19 protein-coding genes are annotated in these 19,903 nt (G+C 65.8%); 10 read left to right on the top strand and 9 right to left on the bottom strand.

Going from position 1 to position 19,903, the window contains the following annotated elements:
* The 8 genes from ACVILH_RS30245 to ACVILH_RS30210 form a co-directional block, all read right to left on the bottom strand.
* Positions 1–1,473 (bottom strand): ABC transporter substrate-binding protein, encoded by a 1,473-nt coding sequence (locus tag ACVILH_RS30245; protein ID WP_456717110.1) that lies wholly within the window; start codon positions 1,471–1,473, stop codon positions 1–3.
* A gap of 119 nt (positions 1,474–1,592) precedes the next feature.
* Positions 1,593–2,303, bottom strand: coding sequence for a DUF1028 domain-containing protein (locus tag ACVILH_RS30240; RefSeq protein WP_456716158.1), 711 nt, complete (start codon positions 2,301–2,303; stop codon positions 1,593–1,595).
* A gap of 15 nt (positions 2,304–2,318) precedes the next feature.
* Positions 2,319–4,121, bottom strand: coding sequence for a gamma-glutamyltransferase family protein (locus ACVILH_RS30235; RefSeq protein ID WP_456716157.1), 1,803 nt, complete (start codon positions 4,119–4,121; stop codon positions 2,319–2,321).
* Between the two features lie 141 nt (positions 4,122–4,262).
* Entirely contained in the window at positions 4,263–5,270 is a 1,008-nt protein-coding gene (locus ACVILH_RS30230) for an ABC transporter ATP-binding protein (RefSeq protein ID WP_456716156.1), read from the bottom strand.
* Entirely contained in the window at positions 5,267–6,250 is a 984-nt protein-coding gene (locus tag ACVILH_RS30225; RefSeq protein ID WP_456716155.1) for an ABC transporter ATP-binding protein, read from the bottom strand. Before ACVILH_RS30225 ends, ACVILH_RS30230 begins: the two co-directional genes overlap by 4 nt.
* 46 nt (positions 6,251–6,296) lie before the next feature.
* Positions 6,297–7,265: an ABC transporter permease gene (locus ACVILH_RS30220; protein WP_456716154.1), complete on the bottom strand. Its 969-nt coding sequence runs from the start codon at positions 7,263–7,265 to the stop codon at positions 6,297–6,299.
* Between the two features lie 2 nt (positions 7,266–7,267).
* Positions 7,268–8,248 carry an ABC transporter permease gene (locus ACVILH_RS30215; RefSeq protein ID WP_456716153.1) on the bottom strand — a complete coding sequence of 327 codons (981 nt, stop codon included), beginning with the start codon at positions 8,246–8,248 and terminating at the stop codon, positions 7,268–7,270.
* 108 nt (positions 8,249–8,356) lie between these two features.
* Positions 8,357–9,952 (bottom strand): ABC transporter substrate-binding protein, encoded by a 1,596-nt coding sequence (locus tag ACVILH_RS30210; protein WP_456716152.1) that lies wholly within the window; start codon positions 9,950–9,952, stop codon positions 8,357–8,359.
* A gap of 508 nt (positions 9,953–10,460) precedes the next feature.
* Between ACVILH_RS30210 and ACVILH_RS30205 the strand changes: the two genes are divergently transcribed.
* Together ACVILH_RS30205 and ACVILH_RS30200 are read left to right on the top strand one after the other, a co-directional pair.
* The gene (locus tag ACVILH_RS30205) at positions 10,461–10,721 is read left to right on the top strand and encodes a DUF6489 family protein (RefSeq protein ID WP_456716151.1); all 261 of its coding nucleotides are present in this window, start codon (positions 10,461–10,463) and stop codon (positions 10,719–10,721) included.
* 136 nt (positions 10,722–10,857) lie between these two features.
* Positions 10,858–11,862, top strand: a complete 1,005-nt coding sequence (locus ACVILH_RS30200; RefSeq protein WP_456716150.1) for an alpha/beta fold hydrolase — start codon at positions 10,858–10,860, stop codon at positions 11,860–11,862.
* A gap of 282 nt (positions 11,863–12,144) precedes the next feature.
* Here the strand turns inward: ACVILH_RS30200 and ACVILH_RS30195 are convergent, their stop codons facing one another.
* Complete coding sequence (locus ACVILH_RS30195; protein WP_456716149.1) at positions 12,145–13,065, bottom strand: alpha/beta fold hydrolase; 921 nt, start codon at positions 13,063–13,065, stop codon at positions 12,145–12,147.
* A gap of 144 nt (positions 13,066–13,209) precedes the next feature.
* Between ACVILH_RS30195 and ACVILH_RS30190 the strand changes: the two genes are divergently transcribed.
* The 8 genes from ACVILH_RS30190 (at position 13,210) to paaE (ending at position 19,625) form a co-directional block, all read left to right on the top strand.
* On the top strand, positions 13,210–14,016 hold the full coding sequence (locus ACVILH_RS30190; protein WP_456716148.1) for a hypothetical protein: 807 nt from the start codon (positions 13,210–13,212) through the stop codon (positions 14,014–14,016).
* A gap of 144 nt (positions 14,017–14,160) precedes the next feature.
* The gene (locus ACVILH_RS30185; protein WP_456716147.1) at positions 14,161–14,637 is read left to right on the top strand and encodes a phasin; all 477 of its coding nucleotides are present in this window, start codon (positions 14,161–14,163) and stop codon (positions 14,635–14,637) included.
* A gap of 93 nt (positions 14,638–14,730) precedes the next feature.
* Positions 14,731–15,612 carry a phenylacetic acid degradation operon negative regulatory protein PaaX gene (gene paaX / locus ACVILH_RS30180; protein ID WP_456717109.1) on the top strand — a complete coding sequence of 294 codons (882 nt, stop codon included), beginning with the start codon at positions 14,731–14,733 and terminating at the stop codon, positions 15,610–15,612.
* Between the two features lie 78 nt (positions 15,613–15,690).
* Positions 15,691–16,680, top strand: a complete 990-nt coding sequence (gene paaA / locus ACVILH_RS30175) for a 1,2-phenylacetyl-CoA epoxidase subunit PaaA (protein WP_456716146.1) — start codon at positions 15,691–15,693, stop codon at positions 16,678–16,680.
* A gap of 15 nt (positions 16,681–16,695) precedes the next feature.
* Complete coding sequence (gene paaB / locus ACVILH_RS30170; RefSeq protein WP_316183427.1) at positions 16,696–16,983, top strand: 1,2-phenylacetyl-CoA epoxidase subunit PaaB; 288 nt, start codon at positions 16,696–16,698, stop codon at positions 16,981–16,983.
* Between the two features lie 144 nt (positions 16,984–17,127).
* On the top strand, positions 17,128–17,904 hold the full coding sequence (paaC, locus tag ACVILH_RS30165) for a 1,2-phenylacetyl-CoA epoxidase subunit PaaC (RefSeq protein ID WP_456716145.1): 777 nt from the start codon (positions 17,128–17,130) through the stop codon (positions 17,902–17,904).
* The gene (paaD, locus tag ACVILH_RS30160) at positions 17,898–18,401 is read left to right on the top strand and encodes a 1,2-phenylacetyl-CoA epoxidase subunit PaaD (protein ID WP_456716144.1); all 504 of its coding nucleotides are present in this window, start codon (positions 17,898–17,900) and stop codon (positions 18,399–18,401) included. The genes paaC and paaD overlap by 7 nt, the downstream gene beginning before the upstream one ends.
* Before the next feature lie 144 nt (positions 18,402–18,545).
* Complete coding sequence (gene paaE / locus ACVILH_RS30155; RefSeq protein ID WP_456716143.1) at positions 18,546–19,625, top strand: 1,2-phenylacetyl-CoA epoxidase subunit PaaE; 1,080 nt, start codon at positions 18,546–18,548, stop codon at positions 19,623–19,625.
* Positions 19,626–19,903: the final 278 nt, after the last annotated feature.

The raw sequence follows: 19,903 nt of genomic DNA, 5'->3' as shown, positions 1-19,903 counted from the left end.
TCACTTCAGCTTCAGTCCCACCACGCGCAGCAGGCCGTCCGGCATCGGCTTGAAGCCTTCCAGCTTCGTGGTCTGCGCGAACAGGAACTTGCGGTGGTAGAGGTAGAGGATCGGCTCGTCGGCCTGCTGCTCCCTCACCAGCGTCTCGTAGATCGCCTTGCGCTTGGTCATGTCGCTGACGAGGCGGGCGTCTTCCAGCGCCTTGTCGGCAGCGGTGTTGGTCCAGGCCGTGTAGTTCAGCGCCGCGCCCGAATGCAGGTGATTGTAGGTGTTGCCGTCGGGATCGCTGCGGCCGCTCCATTCCAGCATGTAGGCCTGGTACTCGCCGGCCTCGGCCTGCTTCAGCGAGGTGGCGAACTCGGTGATGCGGATCTTGAGATCGAAGCCGGCCTCGGCCGCCATCGCCTGCAGCACCTGCGCGGCAGCCTCGCTCTCGCTTTCCTTCGGCACCATGAAATCGACGGTCACCGGCGGCGTCACGCCAGCTTCCTTGAGCAGCGCCTTGGCCTTCTCGACGTCGCGGCCGCGCACCGGGAAGGCGGACTGATAGTAGGGATTCTCGGGATTGACGAACTGATTGCCCGGCTTGAACTCGCCGTTGAAGACCACCTGGTTGAGCGCCTCGCGGTCGATCGACAGATCCAGCGCCTGGCGCACCTTGGCCGACTGGCTGAGCGGGCCCTTGGTCTTGTCCTTGCCGATGTTGAGCGTCACGCCGCGATAGCCGAGACTGGTCGCCGTCGACAGCTTCAGCCGCTTGTCGCTGGTGACGTCCTTGATATCGGTGGCGAGCAGGCGCTCGATCATGTCGAGGCTGCCGGACTTCAGGTTCGCCAGCCGCACCGTGGCATCGACGATCGGCTGATAGACGATCTTGTCGATGAAGATATTGTCCTTGTTCCAATAGTCGGCGAACTTCTCGAACACCATGCGGTCCTGCGCGACGCGCTCGACGAATTTGTAGGGGCCGGCGCAGACTGGGCGCAGGCCGAACTTGTCGCCGGCCTCCTTGGCCGCCTTCGGCGACACCATCATGCCGGCGCGGTCCGTGAGCTGGGCGAGCAGCGGCGAGAACGGCGTCTTCAGCACCAGCTTGATCGTGAGGGGATCGACGACATCGACATGGTCGAGCGAGGCGATCTCCGGCTTGCGGAACGAGCCGGGCATCGAGAGATGACGATCGAGCGAGAACTTCGCCGCCTCGGCATCGAACGGCTCGCCGTCATGGAATTTCACGCCTGGCCGCAGCTTGATCGTGACCTCCTTGCCGTCGGCGGAGGTCTCGTGCGACAGCGCGAGCTGCGGCACAATGTTGAGCTTCTCGTCGATGTCGAACAGCTTGTCGCAGACGGCGGCGAACACGATGCGGCCGACATAGGTCCGCGCCATCGTCGGATCGAGGATGTCGGCATCCTCGGCAAGCCCGATGCGCAACGTGGTCTGGGCCTGTACGGCCGGGCTGCATGTCACCATCACAGTGGCCGCGGTCGCGGCCAAGCACCAAGTCCTGATCATCGGATGTCCCCTACGAATGCAGCCTGCGCTGTTGCACTAATCATACAAACCCCGGCCAGATGCAGTCCTTCCGAGGCTCATGTCGGGTTCGCAAGCGCCGCCGCGATGCCAGCATCGATCGTCGCGCGATCGGTGACGCCGGCCGGACTCTCGCGCGTCGGCAGGAACTGGCGGAACACCGTCCAATGCTTGCGGCTCACGCTCTCCAGCCGTTCGAGCTCAGCGAGCGGATCGGCATGATCGTCAACGCGCAAATCGAGCTCGGACCATTCGTCCTTGCCGTGGATCAGCAGCGCAGCCGACTGCTTGCCGCGCTTGTCGCCGCCGGCGGCCTCACCGGCCTTCATCGCCGCGATCAGGCGCTGGGCGAACGGCAGGGCGCTGTTGGCGAGATAAGCGTTCGCGGTCTCGTTCAGCACCTGCGGGCCGGCCAGCATGTTGCCGGCGATCGAAAAGCCCTGGCCTTCGAGATGGCCGCACCAGTCGATGCAGTCGCGGCCGGTATGGGCCGCGATCTGGCCGTTGAGATCGAGGATGTGGACCTGCCGGCTCTCGCGGCCGGGATCGGCCGCTGTCAGCAGCTGCACGATGTCGCACGGATGCCGGCCGTCGCGCAGCAGCGTCGCGCCGTCGATGCCGTAATAGGGATTGACCAGCGCCTGCGTGGCGATGCCGCCGCGGCCGGCAACGACGAACGGCACGCGCGCGCCGACGGCGAAGAAGCGCGTGGCGACGGCGATGCCGATCCGGCCGGTGGAATCGTCCTTCGCAATGATCGACCAGGTCATCGGCGTATCGCTCTCTTATCGTCCGGCCGCGTAGCCCTGCATGCCACGCGGATTGGCGGCGGCACGGCGACGGCGGCCGACACGCGAGGCCGCGGTCAGGCGGCCCTCCGACCAGTCGGGGCCGACCTCGACGACATGGCCGCGGCGGCGCAGCTCTTCGATCGTGGTCTTCGGCACGCGGTTCTCGACCACGAGCACGCCGGGGCGCGCGGTGCGCGGCCAGAACGAGATCGGGAAGTGCTCGGAGTGCCACGCGGGCGCGTCGATCGATTCCTGCAGGTTCATGCCGGCATGGACATGGCGCAGGAAGAACTGCGTGTTCCACTGGTCCTGCTGGTCGCCGCCCGGCGAGCCCCAGGCGACGTAAGGCTCGCCGTCGCGCAGCGCCATGGTCGGCGACAACGTGGTGCGCGGCCGCTTTCCGGGCACGAGTGCTGCCGGATGATTCTCTTCGAGCCAGAACATCTGCGCGCGGGTGCCTAAGCAAAAGCCGAGCTCGGGAATGACGGGCGAGGATTGCAGCCAGCCGCCCGACGGCGTCGCCGAGATCATGTTGCCGTCGCGGTCGATGATGTCGAAATGCACGGTGTCGCCGCGCACCTCGCCGAAGCGGCCGACGGTCGGCTCGCCCGAGCCCATCGCGCCGACGGCCTCGCGGTTGCCTGCGGCCTCGCGCAGCTTCACCTCGGCGCCATAGCCGTCGAGCTTGCCCGGACGAAGCTCAAGGGAGGCCTTCTCGGTGATCAGCTTGCGCCGCTCGTCGTTGTAGGCATCGGACAGCAGCGTCTCGATCGGGATGTCGGCGAAGTTCGGATCGCCGTAGAACGCTTCGCGATCGGCGAAGGCGAGCTTCGCGGCTTCGATCTGCCAGTGGATGAAATCGGGACCCGTGGGATCGAGGCCGTCGAGCGCAAAACCCTTGAGAAGTGCGAGCTGCTGCAAGAGCACCGGGCCCTGGCTCCAGACGCCGGCCTTGCAGACGGTGTAGCGGCCGTACTGATAGGTCAGCGGGGCCTCGATGGTCGGCTGCCAGCGCGCCATGTCGTCGGCGGTTAGCACGCCCTTGTGGCGCGAGCCCGAGACGTCCATGACCTCCTGAGTCCGGCAGAAGCGATCGATCGCTTCGGCGACGAAGCCTTGCGACCACGCCTTGCAGGCACGCTCGATCTGCGCGTCGCGATCACCGCCGGCGCTCTCGCCTTCGCTTAGGATGCGCGCGTAGGTCTCGGCAAGCTGCGGATTGGTGAACAGCATGCCAGGACGCGGCACCTCGCCATTCGGCAGATAGAGCGCGGCCGAGGTCGGCCAATGCGTCTTGAACAACTGCTCGACGGTTTGGATGGTCGCCGAGACGCGCTCGACCAGCGGATAGCCGTCGCGCGCGTAGGAGATCGCAGGCTCCAGCACATCGCGCAGCCGCATCGTGCCGTAGTCGCGCAGCAGCAGCATCCAGGATTCGAAGGTGCCGGGGACGCAGGCCGCCAGAAGACCGGTGCCGGGCACCATGTCCAGGCCCTCGCGCTTGTAGTGCGCGATGGTGGCGCCTGATGGCGCCGGGCCCTGGCCGCAGATCACTTCGGTACGTCCGCGCTTCACGTCGTGCAGGATGATCGGCACGTCGCCGCCGGGGCCGTTGAGGTGCGGCTCGACCACCTGCAGGGTGAAGGCGGCCGCGACGCCGGCATCGAAGGCATTGCCACCGCGCTCCAGCATCGCCATGCCGACGGCGGTGGCCAGCCAGTGCGTGGAGGTGACGACGCCGAACGTGCCGTCGATCTCCGGGCGGGTGGTGAAGGGATCGGGATTGATGAAGCTCATGGGCGGCGTTGACCTATCCTAGTACTCGCCGTCATTGCGAGCGAAGCAAAGCAATCCAGGGCCCAGGATGACGCCCCTGGATTGCGTCGTCGCTTCGCTCCTCGCAATGACGACCTCATTCCAAATTTTGCCGTGTCGCCTTTACGCCACCGATGCCGTCGGAACGGCCGTTGCGGCCGGCTGGTTCACCGCGTGACATGCGACGCCGCCGATCAGCTCCGGCGACTTCTGCCGGCACAGATCGAACGCCAGTGGACAACGCGGATTGAAGGTGCAGCCCGATGGCGGATTGATCGGGTTGGGGATCTCGCCCTTCACCGGAATGCGTTGGCGGCCGGACATCGACAGGTCCGGCACCGCGCCGAGCAGCATCTTGGTGTAAGGCATGCGCGGATCGTTGAAGAGCGTGCGCCCTTCCGCGATCTCGACGATGCGGCCGAGATACATCACGCCGATGCGGCTCGCCATGTGGCGGACGACCGCGAGATTGTGGCTGATGAACAGATAGGTCAGGCCGAACTTGTCCTGCAGGTCGCGCATCAGATTGAGGATCTGCGCCTGCACGGAAACGTCGAGCGCCGAGGTCGGCTCGTCGCAGACGATGAACTCGGCCTCGGAGGCGAGCGCGCGCGCGATCGCGACGCGCTGGCGCTGACCGCCGGAGAATTCGTGCGGAAACTTCTGGCCGTCGTCCGGATGCAGGCCCACGAGCGTCAGCAGCTCGCCGACGCGGTCCTTGATCTGGCGCTCGCCCTCGATGACGTTGAAGGCGCGGATCGGCTCCGCGATGATGGCATCGACGCGGAAGCGCGGGTTGAGGCTGGCGTAGGGATCCTGGAACACCATCTGGATGCGGCGGCGCAGCTTGCGACGCACCTGTGCCTGACGCGCCTCGCTCATCGAGACGCCGTCGATGATGACCTCGCCGGAGGTCGGCGCCAGCAGCCCGACCACCATGCGCGCCACCGTCGTCTTGCCGGAGCCGGACTCGCCGACCAGCGCAAACGTCTCGCCCTTCTTGATGCCGAAGCTGACGCCGTCGACGGCCTTCAGAAACTCCTGCGGCTGGCGCTCGATCACGCGGTTGAGCCAGGGCTTCGAGACGTCGAACACACGGCGCAGATTTTTGACCTCGACGAAATCGCTCATGCCGCGGTCTCCGTCGCGCGATCATACAGGTGGCAGGCGACCGCCTGTGTGCCCTGGCGCAGCGGCTCCGGCCGGTCGGTGCGGCAGCGGTCGAAGGCGAAGCTGCAGCGCGGGTTGAACGAGCAGCCCGGCGGAATGGCCGACAGCCGCGGCATCGAGCCGGGGATCTGCACCAGACGCTTGTCCTCGCCTGCGAGCGTCGGGATCGCGCCCATCAGGCCCTTGGCATAGGGGTGCAGCGGGTTCTTGATGACCTCCTGGACCGGACCGATCTCGGCGACGCGGCCGGCATACATCACCGCGACGCGGTCGCAGGTCTCGGCGATCACGCCCATGTCGTGGGTCACCAGCATTACCGCGGTGCCGTGGTCGCGGCCGAGCCGCTTGATCAGGGAGATGATCTGCGCCTGCACGGAGACGTCGAGCGCGGTGGTCGGCTCGTCAGCGATGATCAGTTCCGGCCCGGCGCACAGCGCGAGCGCGATCACGACGCGCTGGCGCATGCCGCCGGAGAATTCGTGCGGGTAGCCGTCGATGCGCTTCTCGGGGGCGGGGATGCCGACCTCGGCGAGCAGGTCGATGGCGCGCTTGCGCGCCTGCTGGTCGGTGAGATTGGTGTGGGTCTTGATCGTCTCGACGATCTGGTCGCCGACACGGTACAGCGGATTGAGCGAGGTCAGCGGGTCCTGGAAGATCATGCCGATGCGCTTGCCGCGCACCTTGCGCATCTCCTCCGGCGGGAGGTTATCGATCCGCAGGCCCGACAGCAGGATCTCACCGCCGGAGATGCGGCCGGGGCGGTCGATCAGGCCGATCACGGCGAGGCCCGTAACGGATTTTCCGGCGCCGGATTCGCCGACCACGCCGAGCACCTCGCCCTTGGCGATGTCGTAGGAGACGCCGTCGATCGCGCGCAGGGTGCCGCGCCTTGTCTCGAACTCGACCTGCAGATTGCGCACGGACAGAACGGGGGCGGTCATGAGGTCCAAGCCTTCAAGGTCAAAGCCTTCATACGCGTGAACGGGGTCATCGCAGTTTCGGGTTGAGCGCGTCGCGCAGCCAGTCGCCGAGCAGGTTGATCGCGAGGATCAGGCCGGCCAGCGCGATGCCGGGGAAGGCGACGATCCACCATTCGCCGGCGAACAGATAGTTGTTGCCGATGCGGATCAGGGTTCCGAGCGAGGGCATCGTCTCCGGCATGCCGGAGCCGAGGAACGACAGGGTCGCCTCGGTGATGATCGCGAGCGCGAGATTGATCGTGGCGATCACCAGCACCGGGCCCGTCGTGTTGGGCAGCACATGGCGCAGCATGATGACCGGCGCGGGCAGGCCGATCAGCTGGGCGGCGGCGACATAGTCCTTGTTCTTCTCGACCAGCACCGAGCTGCGCACCGTGCGCGCATATTGCACCCAGAACGACAGGCCGATCGCGAGCACCAGCACGCCCAGCATGCTCAGCCAGTCCAGATGATTGCCGGAGACGGATTTGGCGATGCCGTTGACCAACAGCGCGATCAGGATCGGCGGGAAGGTGAGCTGCACATCGGCGATGCGCATGATCACGGTGTCGACGCGACCGCCGAAATAGCCCGCGACGAGGCCGAGGCCGATGCCGAGCACGCCGGAGAAGACGACGCCGAGAATGCCGACCAGCAGCGAGATCCGCAGGCCATAGAGGATTGCGGAGAGCACGTCGCGGCCCTGCTCGTCCGTGCCGAGCAGGAACGGGCTCTGGCCGTCGGCCGTCCACAGTGGCGCGATGCGGGAATTGAGGAGCTGCAGCTGCGCCGGATCGAACGGGTTCTGCGGCGACAGTAGCGGCGCGAAGATCGCGAGCAGGAAGAACAGCAGCGTGACGGTCGCGGCGGCCACCGTCAGCTTGGAACGGCGGAACGAGTAGAACAGGTCGCTCGCCAGCGCGCGTTTCAGCCAGCCATCCCTGGTGGCGCGCGTCGCTTCGACGGGGGTGGGGTGGGGCAGGGCTGCGTCGCTCATGATCAGGCCGGACGGCTGATGGTCGCGCGCAGGCGCGGATCGACCACGGTGTAGAGGATATCAACCACGAGATTGATGGTGACGAAGATCAGCGACACCATCATCAGGTAGGCCGCCATGATCGGGATGTCGACGTTCTGCACCGCCTGCACGAACAACAAGCCCATGCCCGGCCATTGGAACACCTGCTCGGTGATGATCGAGAAGGCGATGACCGAGCCGAACTGCAGGCCGACCACGGTGATGACCGGAACCAGGGTGTTGCGCAGCGCATGGCCAAAATGGATCGCGCGCGTGGTCAGCCCGCGGGCCCTGGCGAAGCGGATATAGTCGGTACGCAGCACCTCCAGCATCTCGGCGCGCACCAGCCGCATGATCAGCGTCATCTGGAACAGGCCGAGCGTGATCGAGGGCATGATCAGCGCCTTCCAGCCGGAGAGCGTGAGCAGGCCGGTGGACCACCAGCCGAGCTTCACGACGTCGCCGCGGCCGAACGAGGGCAGCCAGCCGAGCGTCACCGAGAAGAGGTAGATCAGGAGGATGCCGATCAGGAAGGTCGGCAAGGAGATGCCGATCAGCGACACCATCTGGAACAGCTTTGCCATCAGGGAGTCGCGGCGCAGCGCCGAGAACACGCCCATGATGATGCCGAAGAACAGCGCGAGGATCGTGGCGCACACCGCGAGCTCCAGCGTCGCGGGCATGCGTTCCTTGAGGAGATCCGACACGGGCTGGCGGAACTGGTAGGACACGCCGAACTTGAACTGCGCGGCATCGAGCAGATAGCGCCCGAACTGAACGATGAAGGGATCGTCGAGGCCGAGGGACTGGCGGATCTGGGCGCGTTCCGCGGACGAGGCGTCGATCGCCACGAGCTGGCTGACCGGGTCGCCGGCGAAGCGGAACATGGCGAACGCGATGATCCCGACGGCGATCATGACGCCGATGGCCTGAATTGCTCGGCGAAGCGTGAAGGCGAGCATCTGGTCCTTTCAGTCCCTCTCGATCGCGCGGCGGGTAGCACCTGCCGCGGAAAATGAAAAGTCCCGAAAAGCAGTCCTGCTTTCCGGGACTCCTGGTCGTCAGACGAACTACTCGGTCTTGTTGGCCCAGTACATCAGCACGGCGTTGTCGGCGCGCAGCGGGATCTTGACCTTCTTCGAGACGCCCCAGGCCACGGCCTGCTGGTGCAGCGGGATGTAGCCGTAGTCCTTGATGCCGATCTCGAACGCCTGCTTGATCAGCTGATCGCGCTTGGCGGGGTCGGCCTCGACCAGGACCTTGTCGGTGATCGCGTCGAACTCCTTGTTGCAGTAGTTGCCGAGATTGGCCTCGCCGCGGGTCGGATCCTTGGCGTCGTCACGGCAGCCCATGATGTCGTGCATCACGTTGTGGGAGTCCATCGACGACGGCGTCCAGCCGAGCAGGAAGAACGAGGTGTTGTAGCCGCCCGGCTTCAGCACCTTGGCGAAGTACTGCGCCTTGGGCTGAGCGTTCAGGTTCACCTTCACGCCGATACGGGCGAGCATGCCCACGACGGCCTGGCAGATCGCGGCGTCGTTGACGTAGCGGTCGTTCGGGCAGTCCATGCCGACCTCGAAGCCGTCGGGATAGCCGGCCTCGGTCAGCAGCTTCTTCGCCGCATCCGGATCGTATTTCGGACGGGTGAAGTCCTTCGACAGCGCATAGAGCTGCGGAGCGACCATCAGCGCCGACGGCGTCGACAGGCCGCGCATGACGCGCGTCTTGATCAGCTCGACGTCGATCGCCTTGTAGAAGGCCTCGCGGACGCGGATGTCCTTGAACGGATTCTTGCCCTTGATGTTGGAGTAGAGCAGCTCGTCGCGGGTCTCGTCCATGCCGAGGAAGATGGTGCGCAGCTCGGGTCCCTTGAGCACCTGCGCGTTCGGGCTGGAATCGACGCGGCCGATGTCCTGCACCGGAACCGGCTCGATGATGTCGACCTCGCCGGACAGCAGCGCCGCGACGCGCGTGGCATCCGAGGAAATCGTCGTGAACACGATCTCCTTGAGGTTATGCTCGGGCTTGCCCCACCAGTTCGGATTGACCTTGAACACGGTCTTCACGCCCGGCTGATGGCTCTCGATGATGAAGGGGCCGGTGCCGTTCTCGTGCAGCGAGGCGAAGCTCGGCGTGGTTGCCGAGACCGGCGTCGGCGCGACCGAGTTGTTGTCCTCGCACCACTTCTTGCTCATGATGAACCACGTATCCCACTGCGAGATCAGGATGGGATTGGGCGCATCGAGCTTTACGTCGACCGTGTAGTCGTCGACCTTGACGAATTTTGCGTCGGGCGGAACGTTCGACAGGAAGTTCGAGCCGGTGGCGCGGACACGGTCGGCGGAGAAGATCACGTCGTCGGCGGTGAAGGGTTCACCATTGTGGAACTTGACGCCCTTGCGCAGATGAAAGCGCCAGCGGGTCGGCTCGGGCGTTTCCCAGCTCTCGGCGAGGCCCGGGATGATCTTGAGATCCTTGTCGCGCGCGGTGAGCCCTTCATAGACGTGGGCGTGATGCGCAATCGTGGTCGATTCCTTGAAGGTATAAGGATCGAGCGACTTCAGGGTGCCCTGGTTGGCGTAGCGCAGGGTCTGCGCCGAGGCCGGCATGGCGAAGCCGACGAATGCGACCGCTGCCGCGATCAGCAGGGATTTGCGTCCCGACATATGTTCAAATTCTCCGCGTTTGACGCTTGTTTTCGCGGCAGGCGCGATTGATCCGGCCTGCCTTGGCTTGGAGTCTGTCTCGAAGTTCGTGATCTCAGCAGCGCCTCTTGCACGAACTTCAAGAAGCAACAAGACGCCGGGCGATATGCTTGCAAGTCTGATGCCGACAAGTCTGATGCCGCGCCGGAACGATCCGGAGACTGTCGGCGGCCGCTGCGCCGTACGACCGGCGGCACATCGATGCGCAAGATGTTGCCAGAGTTCAGCGGCGGCACACAAGCCAGTTTGTTGAAGCCTCAACGATATGGTTATGGGCGCTGCTGTGCAGCACGCGAGGGGCCGGTGCCGGGTTGACCATGTCCCGGGAATTGCGCACCTGCAGCAACGCGCCGCTTGCTAGAGGGGGGGGCGCGCGGTGATACTGTACGCCCTTCCCGTCGCGAATCCGCTCGCCGGACCCGCGGGGGAGCACGGTGTGGGGCGTGGTTTTGAACAGGGCGGAGCGGAAATGAAAGTCAATATCGAGATCGATTGCACCCCGCTCGAGGCGCGGCAGTTTTTCGGACTTCCCGATGTCGGGCCGATGCAATCCGCGGTGATGGACCGGCTGCAGCACCAGATGACCAGCAACATCGACAAGCTGACGCCCGAAGCGATCATGCAGAGCTGGTTCAACTTCGATCCGCGCCTCGCCGAGCGGTTTCAGGATCTCATGCTGACCATGACGGGGCTCGGCGGCAGCCGGTCGAGCGACAAGAAGTCGGCCTGAGCTTCCGGGGACGCCACCAGCGGCGTTCGCTTTGTGGAACGCTGCGATCTGCCTTGATATCTCGGTCCGGAGCGCGCTCCGTGCCGAAGCCAAAGACCGGTCAGCGAAGGCCGGCTGAGCCAATCCGGGAGGACCCATGAGCGATCCGGCCGACATGCCGCCGCTGCAGTTCGCGACGACGAACGGCATTCGCATGGGCTATTACGAGGCCGGTCCCGCAACGGATCAGCCGCCGATGATCCTGTGTCACGGCTGGCCGGAGATCGCGTTCTCCTGGCGCCACCAGATCAAGGCGCTCGCGGAGGCCGGCATCCGCGTCATCGCCCCCGACCAGCGCGGCTATGGCGCCACCGACCGGCCGGAGCCGGTCGAGGCCTACGATCTCGAGCATCTCACCGCCGATCTCGTCGGTCTGCTGGATCATCTTAAGATCAACAAGGCGATCTTTGTCGGCCACGACTGGGGCGGCTTCGTCGTCTGGCAGATGCCGCTGCGATATCCAGACCGCGTCGCCGGCGTGGTCGGCATCAACACGCCGCATCTGCCGCGCGCGCCGGCCGACCCGATCGCGATCATGCGCAAGCGGTTCGGCGATATGATGTACATCGTGCAGTTTCAGGACCCCGCGCGCGAGCCGGACCGCATCTTCGCCAGCCGCGTCGAGCAGACCTTCGAAGCCTTTATGCGCAAGCCGCTGCCCCGCCACGACGCGCCCTCGACCGAGCCGCCGGCCGGCGGCATCGCGGCCTCGCCGTCGCTCAATCTGGCGTTCCCGCAGATGATCGCGGCCTATGATGCCGCCAAGGATACGCGGCAGCCGATCCTGTCGGAGGCGGAGAAGCGGGTGTTCGTCGAAACGTTCGCGCGCACCGGCTTCACCGGCGGCATCAACTGGTATCGCAACATGACCCGCAACTGGCAGCGCTCGGAAGGGCTCGACCATACCGTGCGGGTGCCCTCGCTGATGATCATGGCCGAGAACGACGCCGTGCTGCCGCCGTCCGCGGCCGACGGGATGGAGAAGCTGGTGCCGGATTTGGAGAAGTACCTCGTGCGGGACAGCGGCCATTGGACCCAGCAGGAGCAACCGGAGGAGGTCAGCGCGAAGCTGATCGAATGGCGGCGGCGGAGATTCGGGTAGGGCGCGGCGCGGTTCGGCTGCAGACCGGCTGAGCACCAGACACAAACGCTCTTCAGGAAGAGGCAATCGCGGCCCCCAACAACCGGTGTCGTCCCGGACAAGCCTGCCGACGCAACGCGTCGGCGGGCGCCGATCCGGGATCCATAGCCACCGTCCCTGATGGTGAAAGCGGGCTGGAGCCACAGCGCGTCGTAACCTCGAAAGTCGGTGGTTATGGATCCCGGCGTTCGCCGGGATGACAGCTCGTTGTTGGAGCGGCAGCGGTGGCTCTCAGCTGCCAGCCTATGCCGCTTGCGCGTTTGCGCCGTGGGCATGGTCAGCAATCGCATCGATGATCACAGGCCAGGTCGGCGTCGGGATCGCGTGGCCCATATTGTCAAGCATCAGCAGCCTGGCATTGGGAATCGACTCCGCGGTGTCCTTGCCCGCCGTGTGATGCACCAACGGATCGCGCTTGCCGTGGATCACGAGCGTCGGCGCTGTAACGGCGTGCAGCCGCGGCTTGCGGCTGCCGGAGGCGAGGATCGCGCGCAGTTGGCGGCCGACGCCGGCGGGGCTGGTGCCGCGCGCGAAGCAGCGCTCGGCCAGCGCCACGTCGCGGGCCTCGTCCTCGGGGAACGAGCCGGCGCGCAGCACCTTCCATGTCCTCAGGAAGCGGCGGATGTACTCGTCCTTCGTCTTGGGCGGCGGCGCCATCAGCATCATTGCGACCTCGCGGGTCGGTGGCGGAAGACGCGGGTTGCCGGTGGTGGACATGATCGAGGTCAGCGAGCGCACGCGCTGCGGGAAGCTGATCGCGATCTCCTGGGCGATCATGCCGCCCATCGACGCGCCGACCAGATGCGCCGACTTGATGTCGAGCGCGTCCATCAGCCCGACCGTGTCCTTGGCCATGTCGAGCAGCTTGTAGGGGGCTTCGACCGGAATGTTGAAGAAGCGCAGCTTGAGCAGCTCGAACGGGGTCAGCCGGCGTCCGCCATGCAGCTTGCTGGATTGGCCGACGTCGCGGTTGTCGAAGCGGATGACGTGGAAGCCGCGGCTTGCGAGCTGCTCGCAGAACTCGTCGTACCAGATGATCATCTGGCCGCCCAAGCCCATGATCAGCAGCAGCGGGGGCGCTGTGGGATCGCCGAACGTCTCGTAGCAGATGTCGATACCGTTGGCGCGCGCGATTTGCGGCGGCTGATGAGCGGTTGCTGTCACGGGAATCCTCTTTCAAGGCCAACGGGTCTTCTATGCCACGGTTCCGCTGACGGAGAGAAGCAGACCGCGTCTCCCGCATTGCAACGTAACCGTGCTATGAGAGGTTGTGCTTTGAGTCTCCGCGTGGCCTGAAGGAGCGTGCCGATGACGAACAAATCCGGCGACCCGATCGCGTTCTGGCAGCAGATGGTCGGTGAGATGCAGAAGAGCTTCACGGCCTTCACGCGGCTGCGCCCGATGGGCGCGACGACCAGCCCCTCCCATGATCCCGCAACTTCTGGAAACGGACAGAAGCCCATGGCCGATCTGATGGAAAACTACTTCGCCGGCATGAATGTGCCGAGCCGCGGTCAGCTCACCGCGCTGAGCGAGCGGCTGACGTCGATCGAAGGCGAACTGACGGAAACGCGCGCGCTGCTGAAGGAATTGCTGGCTGCAGCCAAGGCACCGCCGCCGGCGGAGAAGCCGGCTCAGGACCTGGGTCCGCAGCTGAACGAGATCAAAGGCTTGCTCGACGTGCTTGTTGCGGCGTCCAAGGTGCCGCCGCCGGTCGCACCCGCTCCGGTGGACGTGACCCCTGAGCTCAATGAGATCAAGGCCTTGCTGAGCGAGCTTGTGGCCGCCTCCAAGGCGCCTCAGCCGGAAGCGAAGCCGCCCATCGACGTCACGCCGCAGTTGAGCGAGATCAAGGCGCTGCTCGACCAACTTCTGAAGGATGCGCGGGCGACGGATGCAACCCCTGCGGTCCCGATAGAGGCGGAGCTGCGCGGGATCCGGGACGCACTCGCCCTGGTGGTGAAGCAAACCCAGCAGGCCGGCGAGGCCGCACCCGCACCCGTCGCCGCCGAGGCGGCTGTTACGACCGGCGATGCTCCTGCCGCCGAGACCCCGAGGGCCCCCGAGCCGCCCCGGCACGGCAAGTCGCGCAACAAGAAGCACGGCGGCGGCTAACCTGATCGATCTCTCCAACTTCCCGCAATGGTGCATTGCAACATTAATGTTGCATTGCACCATGATTGATGGTATAGCTGAGTTACTCCGGTTTCTTAGGAACGGAGAAGCGAGCCCATAGCTCAGATGAGGATGGAGACGACCATGACCACCGAGACCAACAAAGTGTTCGAGACCGTCAAGGATGCCTTTGCGCCGATGACCGACGCGTTCAAGAACCTGCAGACCATGGAAGTGCCGGAATCCGCGCGGGAGTTCGTCAAGAAGACCGCGTCGACCGCCAAGGAGCGCGCTGCGGAGGCCCTCGCCGGCTCCGAGAAGGTGACCTCGGCGATCGAGACCGCCGTGTTCGATGGCGTCACCGAGGCCGGCAAGATCAGCCGCAACATCCAGCAGGCGCTGTACCAGGACACCGAAGCGTTCTTCGACGGCCTGGACCGGCTGGCCTCCGCCAAGTCGATCAGCGAAGCCGTTGCGATCCAGGGTGAACTGGCCCGTGCCCGCGGCGAGGCGCTCGTCGCCCGCGCCAAGTCGACCAGCGAATATGTCGGCAAGCTGGTCACTGAGGGTGCAAAGGTCGCCCAGGAGAACATGGCCAAGGCCTACAACAAGACCGCCTGATCGCGCTTCCCGCGTCAGACGAACGATCTTCAAGGCCCGCCTCTCGCGGGCCTTTTCTTTTGCGAACAGGCGAAACCGGCTAAAGCCATGGCCATGCCGCAGCCGCTGTCCCGGATCGTCGACCAGCTGAAGAGCGAGCCGTCGCGCACGGGCTCGCTGATCATCACCGTGTTCGGCGACGCCATCGTGCCGCGCGGCGGCAGCGTCTGGCTGGGCACTCTGCTGGCGTTCTTCGAAGGGCTCGCGATCGACGGCAGCGTGGTGCGCACCGCAATGTCGCGGCTGACCGCGGAGGGCTGGTTCGAGCGGACCAAAAGCGGTCGTAACAGCTTCTATCGCCTGACCCGGCGCGGCGAGCAGACCTTCGCCGGCGCCACCCGCCACATCTACGATTCGCCGCCGGCCGAATGGAACGGCAGCTTCGAACTGGTGCTGATCGGCAGCACTGAGGATCGCGAGCAGGCGCGGACCGCGCTGCGCGACGCCGGCTTCGGCAGCCCGCTGCCGGGCGTGTTCGTGGCGCCTTCCAGCATCGCCGTGCCCGACGCCGTGGAAGGCGCGATCCGTCTGCAGGCCTCCGCCGGCTCCGACATGGCTCGGCGGCTGGTCGCCGGGAGCTGGGCGCTGGAGCGGACGGCAGAGGCCTATCGCAAGTTCAGCGCCTCCTTCGCGCCGCTGAAGGCCAGCATGCAACGCGGCGAGCCTCTGACCGACGGCCAGGCCTTCACCGCCCGAATCCTGCTGATCCATCACTATCGCCGCATCGTCTTGCGCGATCCGCTGCTGCCCGCAGAGCTGCTGCCCGGGAGCTGGCCGGGGCGGCAGGCGCGGGCGCTGTGCGGCGAGATCTACCGGCTGCTGCTGCCCGGCGCCGAGCGCTGGCTCGATGCGCACGCCACCAACGAGGCCGGGCCGCTGCCGGCGGCCGATGCGGCGCTGATGCGGCGGTTCACTGACGAGGATGAGGTGCGCTGATATATTACGGAATTCGATTGCATCTCTCGAATTTTGTAATATGTTGGCGGCAACCAAGTCCTGGGAGGACGCCGCCGCATGTATACGCAGGCGCTTAATTCGCCCGAGGAGGGCAGCCACGCCGAGGACGCCGTGCGCGCCTCGCGCTTTCAGGCCCGCATCGATGCCGAGGAGCGCATCGAGCCGAACGACTGGATGCCGGCGGCCTATCGCAAGACGCTGGTCCGGCAGATTTCCCAGCACGCTCATTCCGAAATCGTCGGCATGCTGCCCGAGGGCAACTGGATCACGCGTGCGCCGAGCCTGCGCCGCAAGGCGGCGCTGCTCGCCAAGGTCCAGGACGAATGCGGCCACGGCCTCTATCTCTACGCCGCCGCCGAGACGCTCGGCGCCTCGCGCGAGGAGCTGGTTGATGCGATGCTGGCCGGCAAGGCCAAGTATTCCTCGATCTTCAACTACCCGACGCTCACTTGGGCAGATATCGGCGTGATCGGCTGGCTGGTCGATGGCGCCGCGATCATGAATCAGATCCCGCTCTGCCGCTGCTCCTACGGGCCCTACGCGCGCGCGATGATCCGCGTCTGCAAGGAGGAGTCGTTCCACCAGCGCCAGGGCTACGAGATCATGCTCACGCTCTGCCGCGGCACGGCGGAGCAGAAGGCGATGGCGCAGGACGCGCTGAACCGCTGGTGGTGGCCGGTGCTGATGATGTTCGGCCCGCCGGATCAGGCGAGCCAGCACAGCGATGCCTCGACGAAGTGGAAGATCAAGCGCTTCTCGAATGATGAGCTGCGCCAGAAGTTCATCGATGCCACCGTGCCGCAGGCGCAGTATCTCGGGCTGACAATGCCTGATCCCGAGATGACGCAGGATGAGCAGGGCCATTGGCGACACGGTCCGATCGACTGGAACGAGTTCAAGCAGGTGCTCGCCGGCAATGGGCCGTGCAATCGCGACCGGCTGGCGGCGCGCCGCAAGGCGCATGCCGACGGCGCCTGGGTGCGCGACGCCGCGGCCGCCTATGCCGAGAAGCGCGCGCGGCGCCAGATGGCGCAAGCCGCCGAATAGATAGGGGAGATCGACATGGCAACGCCGAACACGCCGTTGTGGGAGGTCTTCATCCGCAGCCGCAACGGGCTTGCGCACAAGCATTGCGGCTCGTTGCATGCGCCCGACGCGACCATGGCATTGCAGGCCGCGCGCGACCTCTACACCCGCCGCGGCGAGGGCCTGTCGATCTGGGTGGTGCCGTCGAGCGCGATCACCGCATCCGATCCCGCCGACAAGGGCATGATGTTCGAGCCGGCGGAGACGAAGATCTATCGCCACCCGACGTTCTACGAGGTGCCGGACGAAGTCGGGCATATGTAGTTGGAGCTCCTCATGGTGAGGAGGCGCGCAGCGCCGTCTCGAACCATGAGGCCCGATATGGCCTGTGGCCCATCCTTCGAGACGCCCGCCTGAGGCGGGCTCCTCAGGATGAGGTCGAATGCGTGGCTCTGAGGCAGACACACCATGACCGCACCCTCGATCACCGTCTCCGAAACGCCGCTGGTGCTCTACACCCTGCGCCGCGCCGATGATGCGCTGATCCTCGGCCATCGCCTCTCCGAATGGTGCGGCCACGCGCCCATGCTCGAAGAGGACATGGCGCTGTCCAACATGGCGCTCGACCTGATCGGCCAGGCGCGCGAGCTCTACGGCTACGCGGCGAAGGTCGAGGGCCGCGACAACGACGAGGACAAGCTCGCTTATCTCCGCGACGTCAGGCAGTACCGCAACCTGCTGCTTGTCGAGCGTCCCAATGGCGACTTCGCGCAGACGATGGTGCGGCAGCTGTTCTATGCGGCCTTTGCCGATCTGTATTGGCGCGGGATGATGGGCTCAACCGATTCGACGCTCGCCGCCATCGCGGCGAAGTCGGAGAAGGAGTTCGCCTATCATCTGCGGCATGCCAGCGAGTGGGTGATCCGCCTCGGCGACGGCACCGATGAAAGCCACCTCCGCGCGCAAGGAGCGATCGATGAGCTCTGGGCTTTCACCGGCGAGATGTTCAACGTCGACGATGCCGAGCGCGGCCTGATCGATGCCGGCATCGCGATCGATCCGACAATGCTGCTCCCTGAATGGCTGTCGATCGTCTCGCATGTCGCGCGCGAGGCGACGCTGGTGCTGCCCGAGAACGACTGGATGCAGCAGGGCGGCCGCGATGGTCGCCACAGCGAGCATCTCGGCCATCTCCTCAGCGAGCTGCAATACATGCAGCGCAGCTTTCCCGGTGCGGCGTGGTAGTCGCCGATATCAGCCCGGCCGAGCTGCGGCAGCGCGCCTGGGAGGCGGCGGCGTCCGTGGCTGATCCGGAGATTCCGGTGCTGACGATCGACGATCTCGGCGTGCTGCGCGAAGTCGAGGTGATCGGCGACCGCGTCGAGGTCGCGATCACGCCGACCTATTCCGGCTGTCCGGCGATGAACATGATTGCGCTGGAGATCGAGCTCGCGCTGGAGCGCGCCGGGTTTCGTGAGGCCAACGTCCGCACTGTGCTGTCGCCTGCCTGGACCACGGACTGGATGAGCGAAGAGGGCCGGCGCAAGCTGCGGGAGTACGGCATCGCGCCGCCGCAAGCCGCTAGCGGCCGCCGTGCGCTGTTCGGCGTCGCCGAGGTCGCGTGCCCGCAATGCGGCTCTGATGACACCGAGCAGCTCGCCGAGTTCGGCTCGACCTCCTGCAAGGCCCTCTGGCGTTGCAAATCGTGCCGCGAGCCGTTCGATTACTTCAAGTGCCACTGATGCAACCACATCCGTCATCGCGAGCGCAGCGACGCGATCCAGGGTCACGCCCGGAGCCCTGGATTGCTTCGTCGCGGAGCCTGTCATCGGGCCGCGCTTTGCGCGGACCCGTTGGCTCCTCGCAATGACGCGGGGAGAGAGTCGATGTCGACAACGCCGCGCTTCCATCGTCTTGCCGTTCGTGATCTGCGCCGCGAGGCCCCGGATGCGGTATCGCTGACGTTCGCCATCCCCAATGAGCTGGTCGACGATTATCGCTTCGCGCCGGGGCAATATCTGACGCTCAAGACGACGCTCGGCGGCGAGGAGGTTCGGCGGTCCTATTCGATCTGCTCGGGTCCGGATGACAACGAGATCCGCATCGCCGTGAAGCGCGTCGATGGCGGCGCGTTCTCCAGCTTCGTGACCGACGAATTGAAGCGCGGCGACGAGATCGACGTGATGACGCCGACCGGACGCTTCGGTGTGGCGCTGGATCCTGCGGTCGCGCGCACCCATGTCGGCTTCGCGGCGGGATCGGGCATCACGCCGATCCTCTCCATCGTGAAGGCCGTGCTCGGGCGCGAGCCGGACAGCCGCTTCTTCCTGTTCTACGGCAACCGCACCACGGCGGGCATGCTGTTTCGCGAGCAGTTGGAGGAGTTGAAGGACCGCTTCCTCCAGCGCTTCTCGGTGTTCCACGTCATCTCCGGCGAGGAGCAGGATCTGCCGATCCTGCACGGCCGCCTCGACGCCGAGAAGGTGCGTGTGCTCTTACGCTCGCTGGTGCCGGCCGAGAGCGTCGACCACGTCTTCATCTGCGGTCCCACGGGGATGAGCGAGGACATCGAGGCCGCCTGCCGCGCGCTGGGCATCGCCGACGACCGCGTCCATGTCGAGCGCTTCGTCTCCGGTGCCGGCGGCAAGCCGCGGCCGAAGCTGGTGGTGCCCGACTCGGCGCCGCCCAAGGCGATCGCCGCTTTGATCATCGACGGCAAGCGCCGCGAGGTCCCCGTCGCCGAGGGCGAGGCCATTCTCGACGCGGCCCTGCGCGCCGGCGTCGATCTGCCGTTCGCCTGCAAGGGCGGCATGTGCTCCACCTGCCGCGCTAAGCTGGTCGAGGGCAAGGCCGAGATGGAGCTGAACTACTCGCTCGAGCCCTGGGAGCTGCAGGCGGGATTCGTGCTGACCTGCCAGGCGAAGCCGGTGACGGAGCGGGTGGTGGTGGATTACGATCATATGTGAGAGGCGTGTCCGAATCTCACCGCTGATAGAATCTCGATGTGAGCACGCTCTTACGGCGGGCTCGGTGCAACCTCGCCCCGCTTGCGGGGAGAGGTCGGATTGAATCGTGAGATGCAATCCGGGTGAGGGGGTACAGGTCTTTCCGCGGAAACTCCCGTCGCGTTTGCCCCTATCGACACCTCCTGTGTGGCTGCCCCTCACCCCAGCCCTCTCCCCGTGAAGAACGGGGAGAGGGAGCGCAGCGGCGCCGTCGCGATATCTCGATTCTATTTTGGTGC

The organism is Bradyrhizobium sp. USDA 4353, from assembly GCF_054063215.1.
This window is presented reverse-complemented; position numbering and strand designations above follow the sequence as displayed.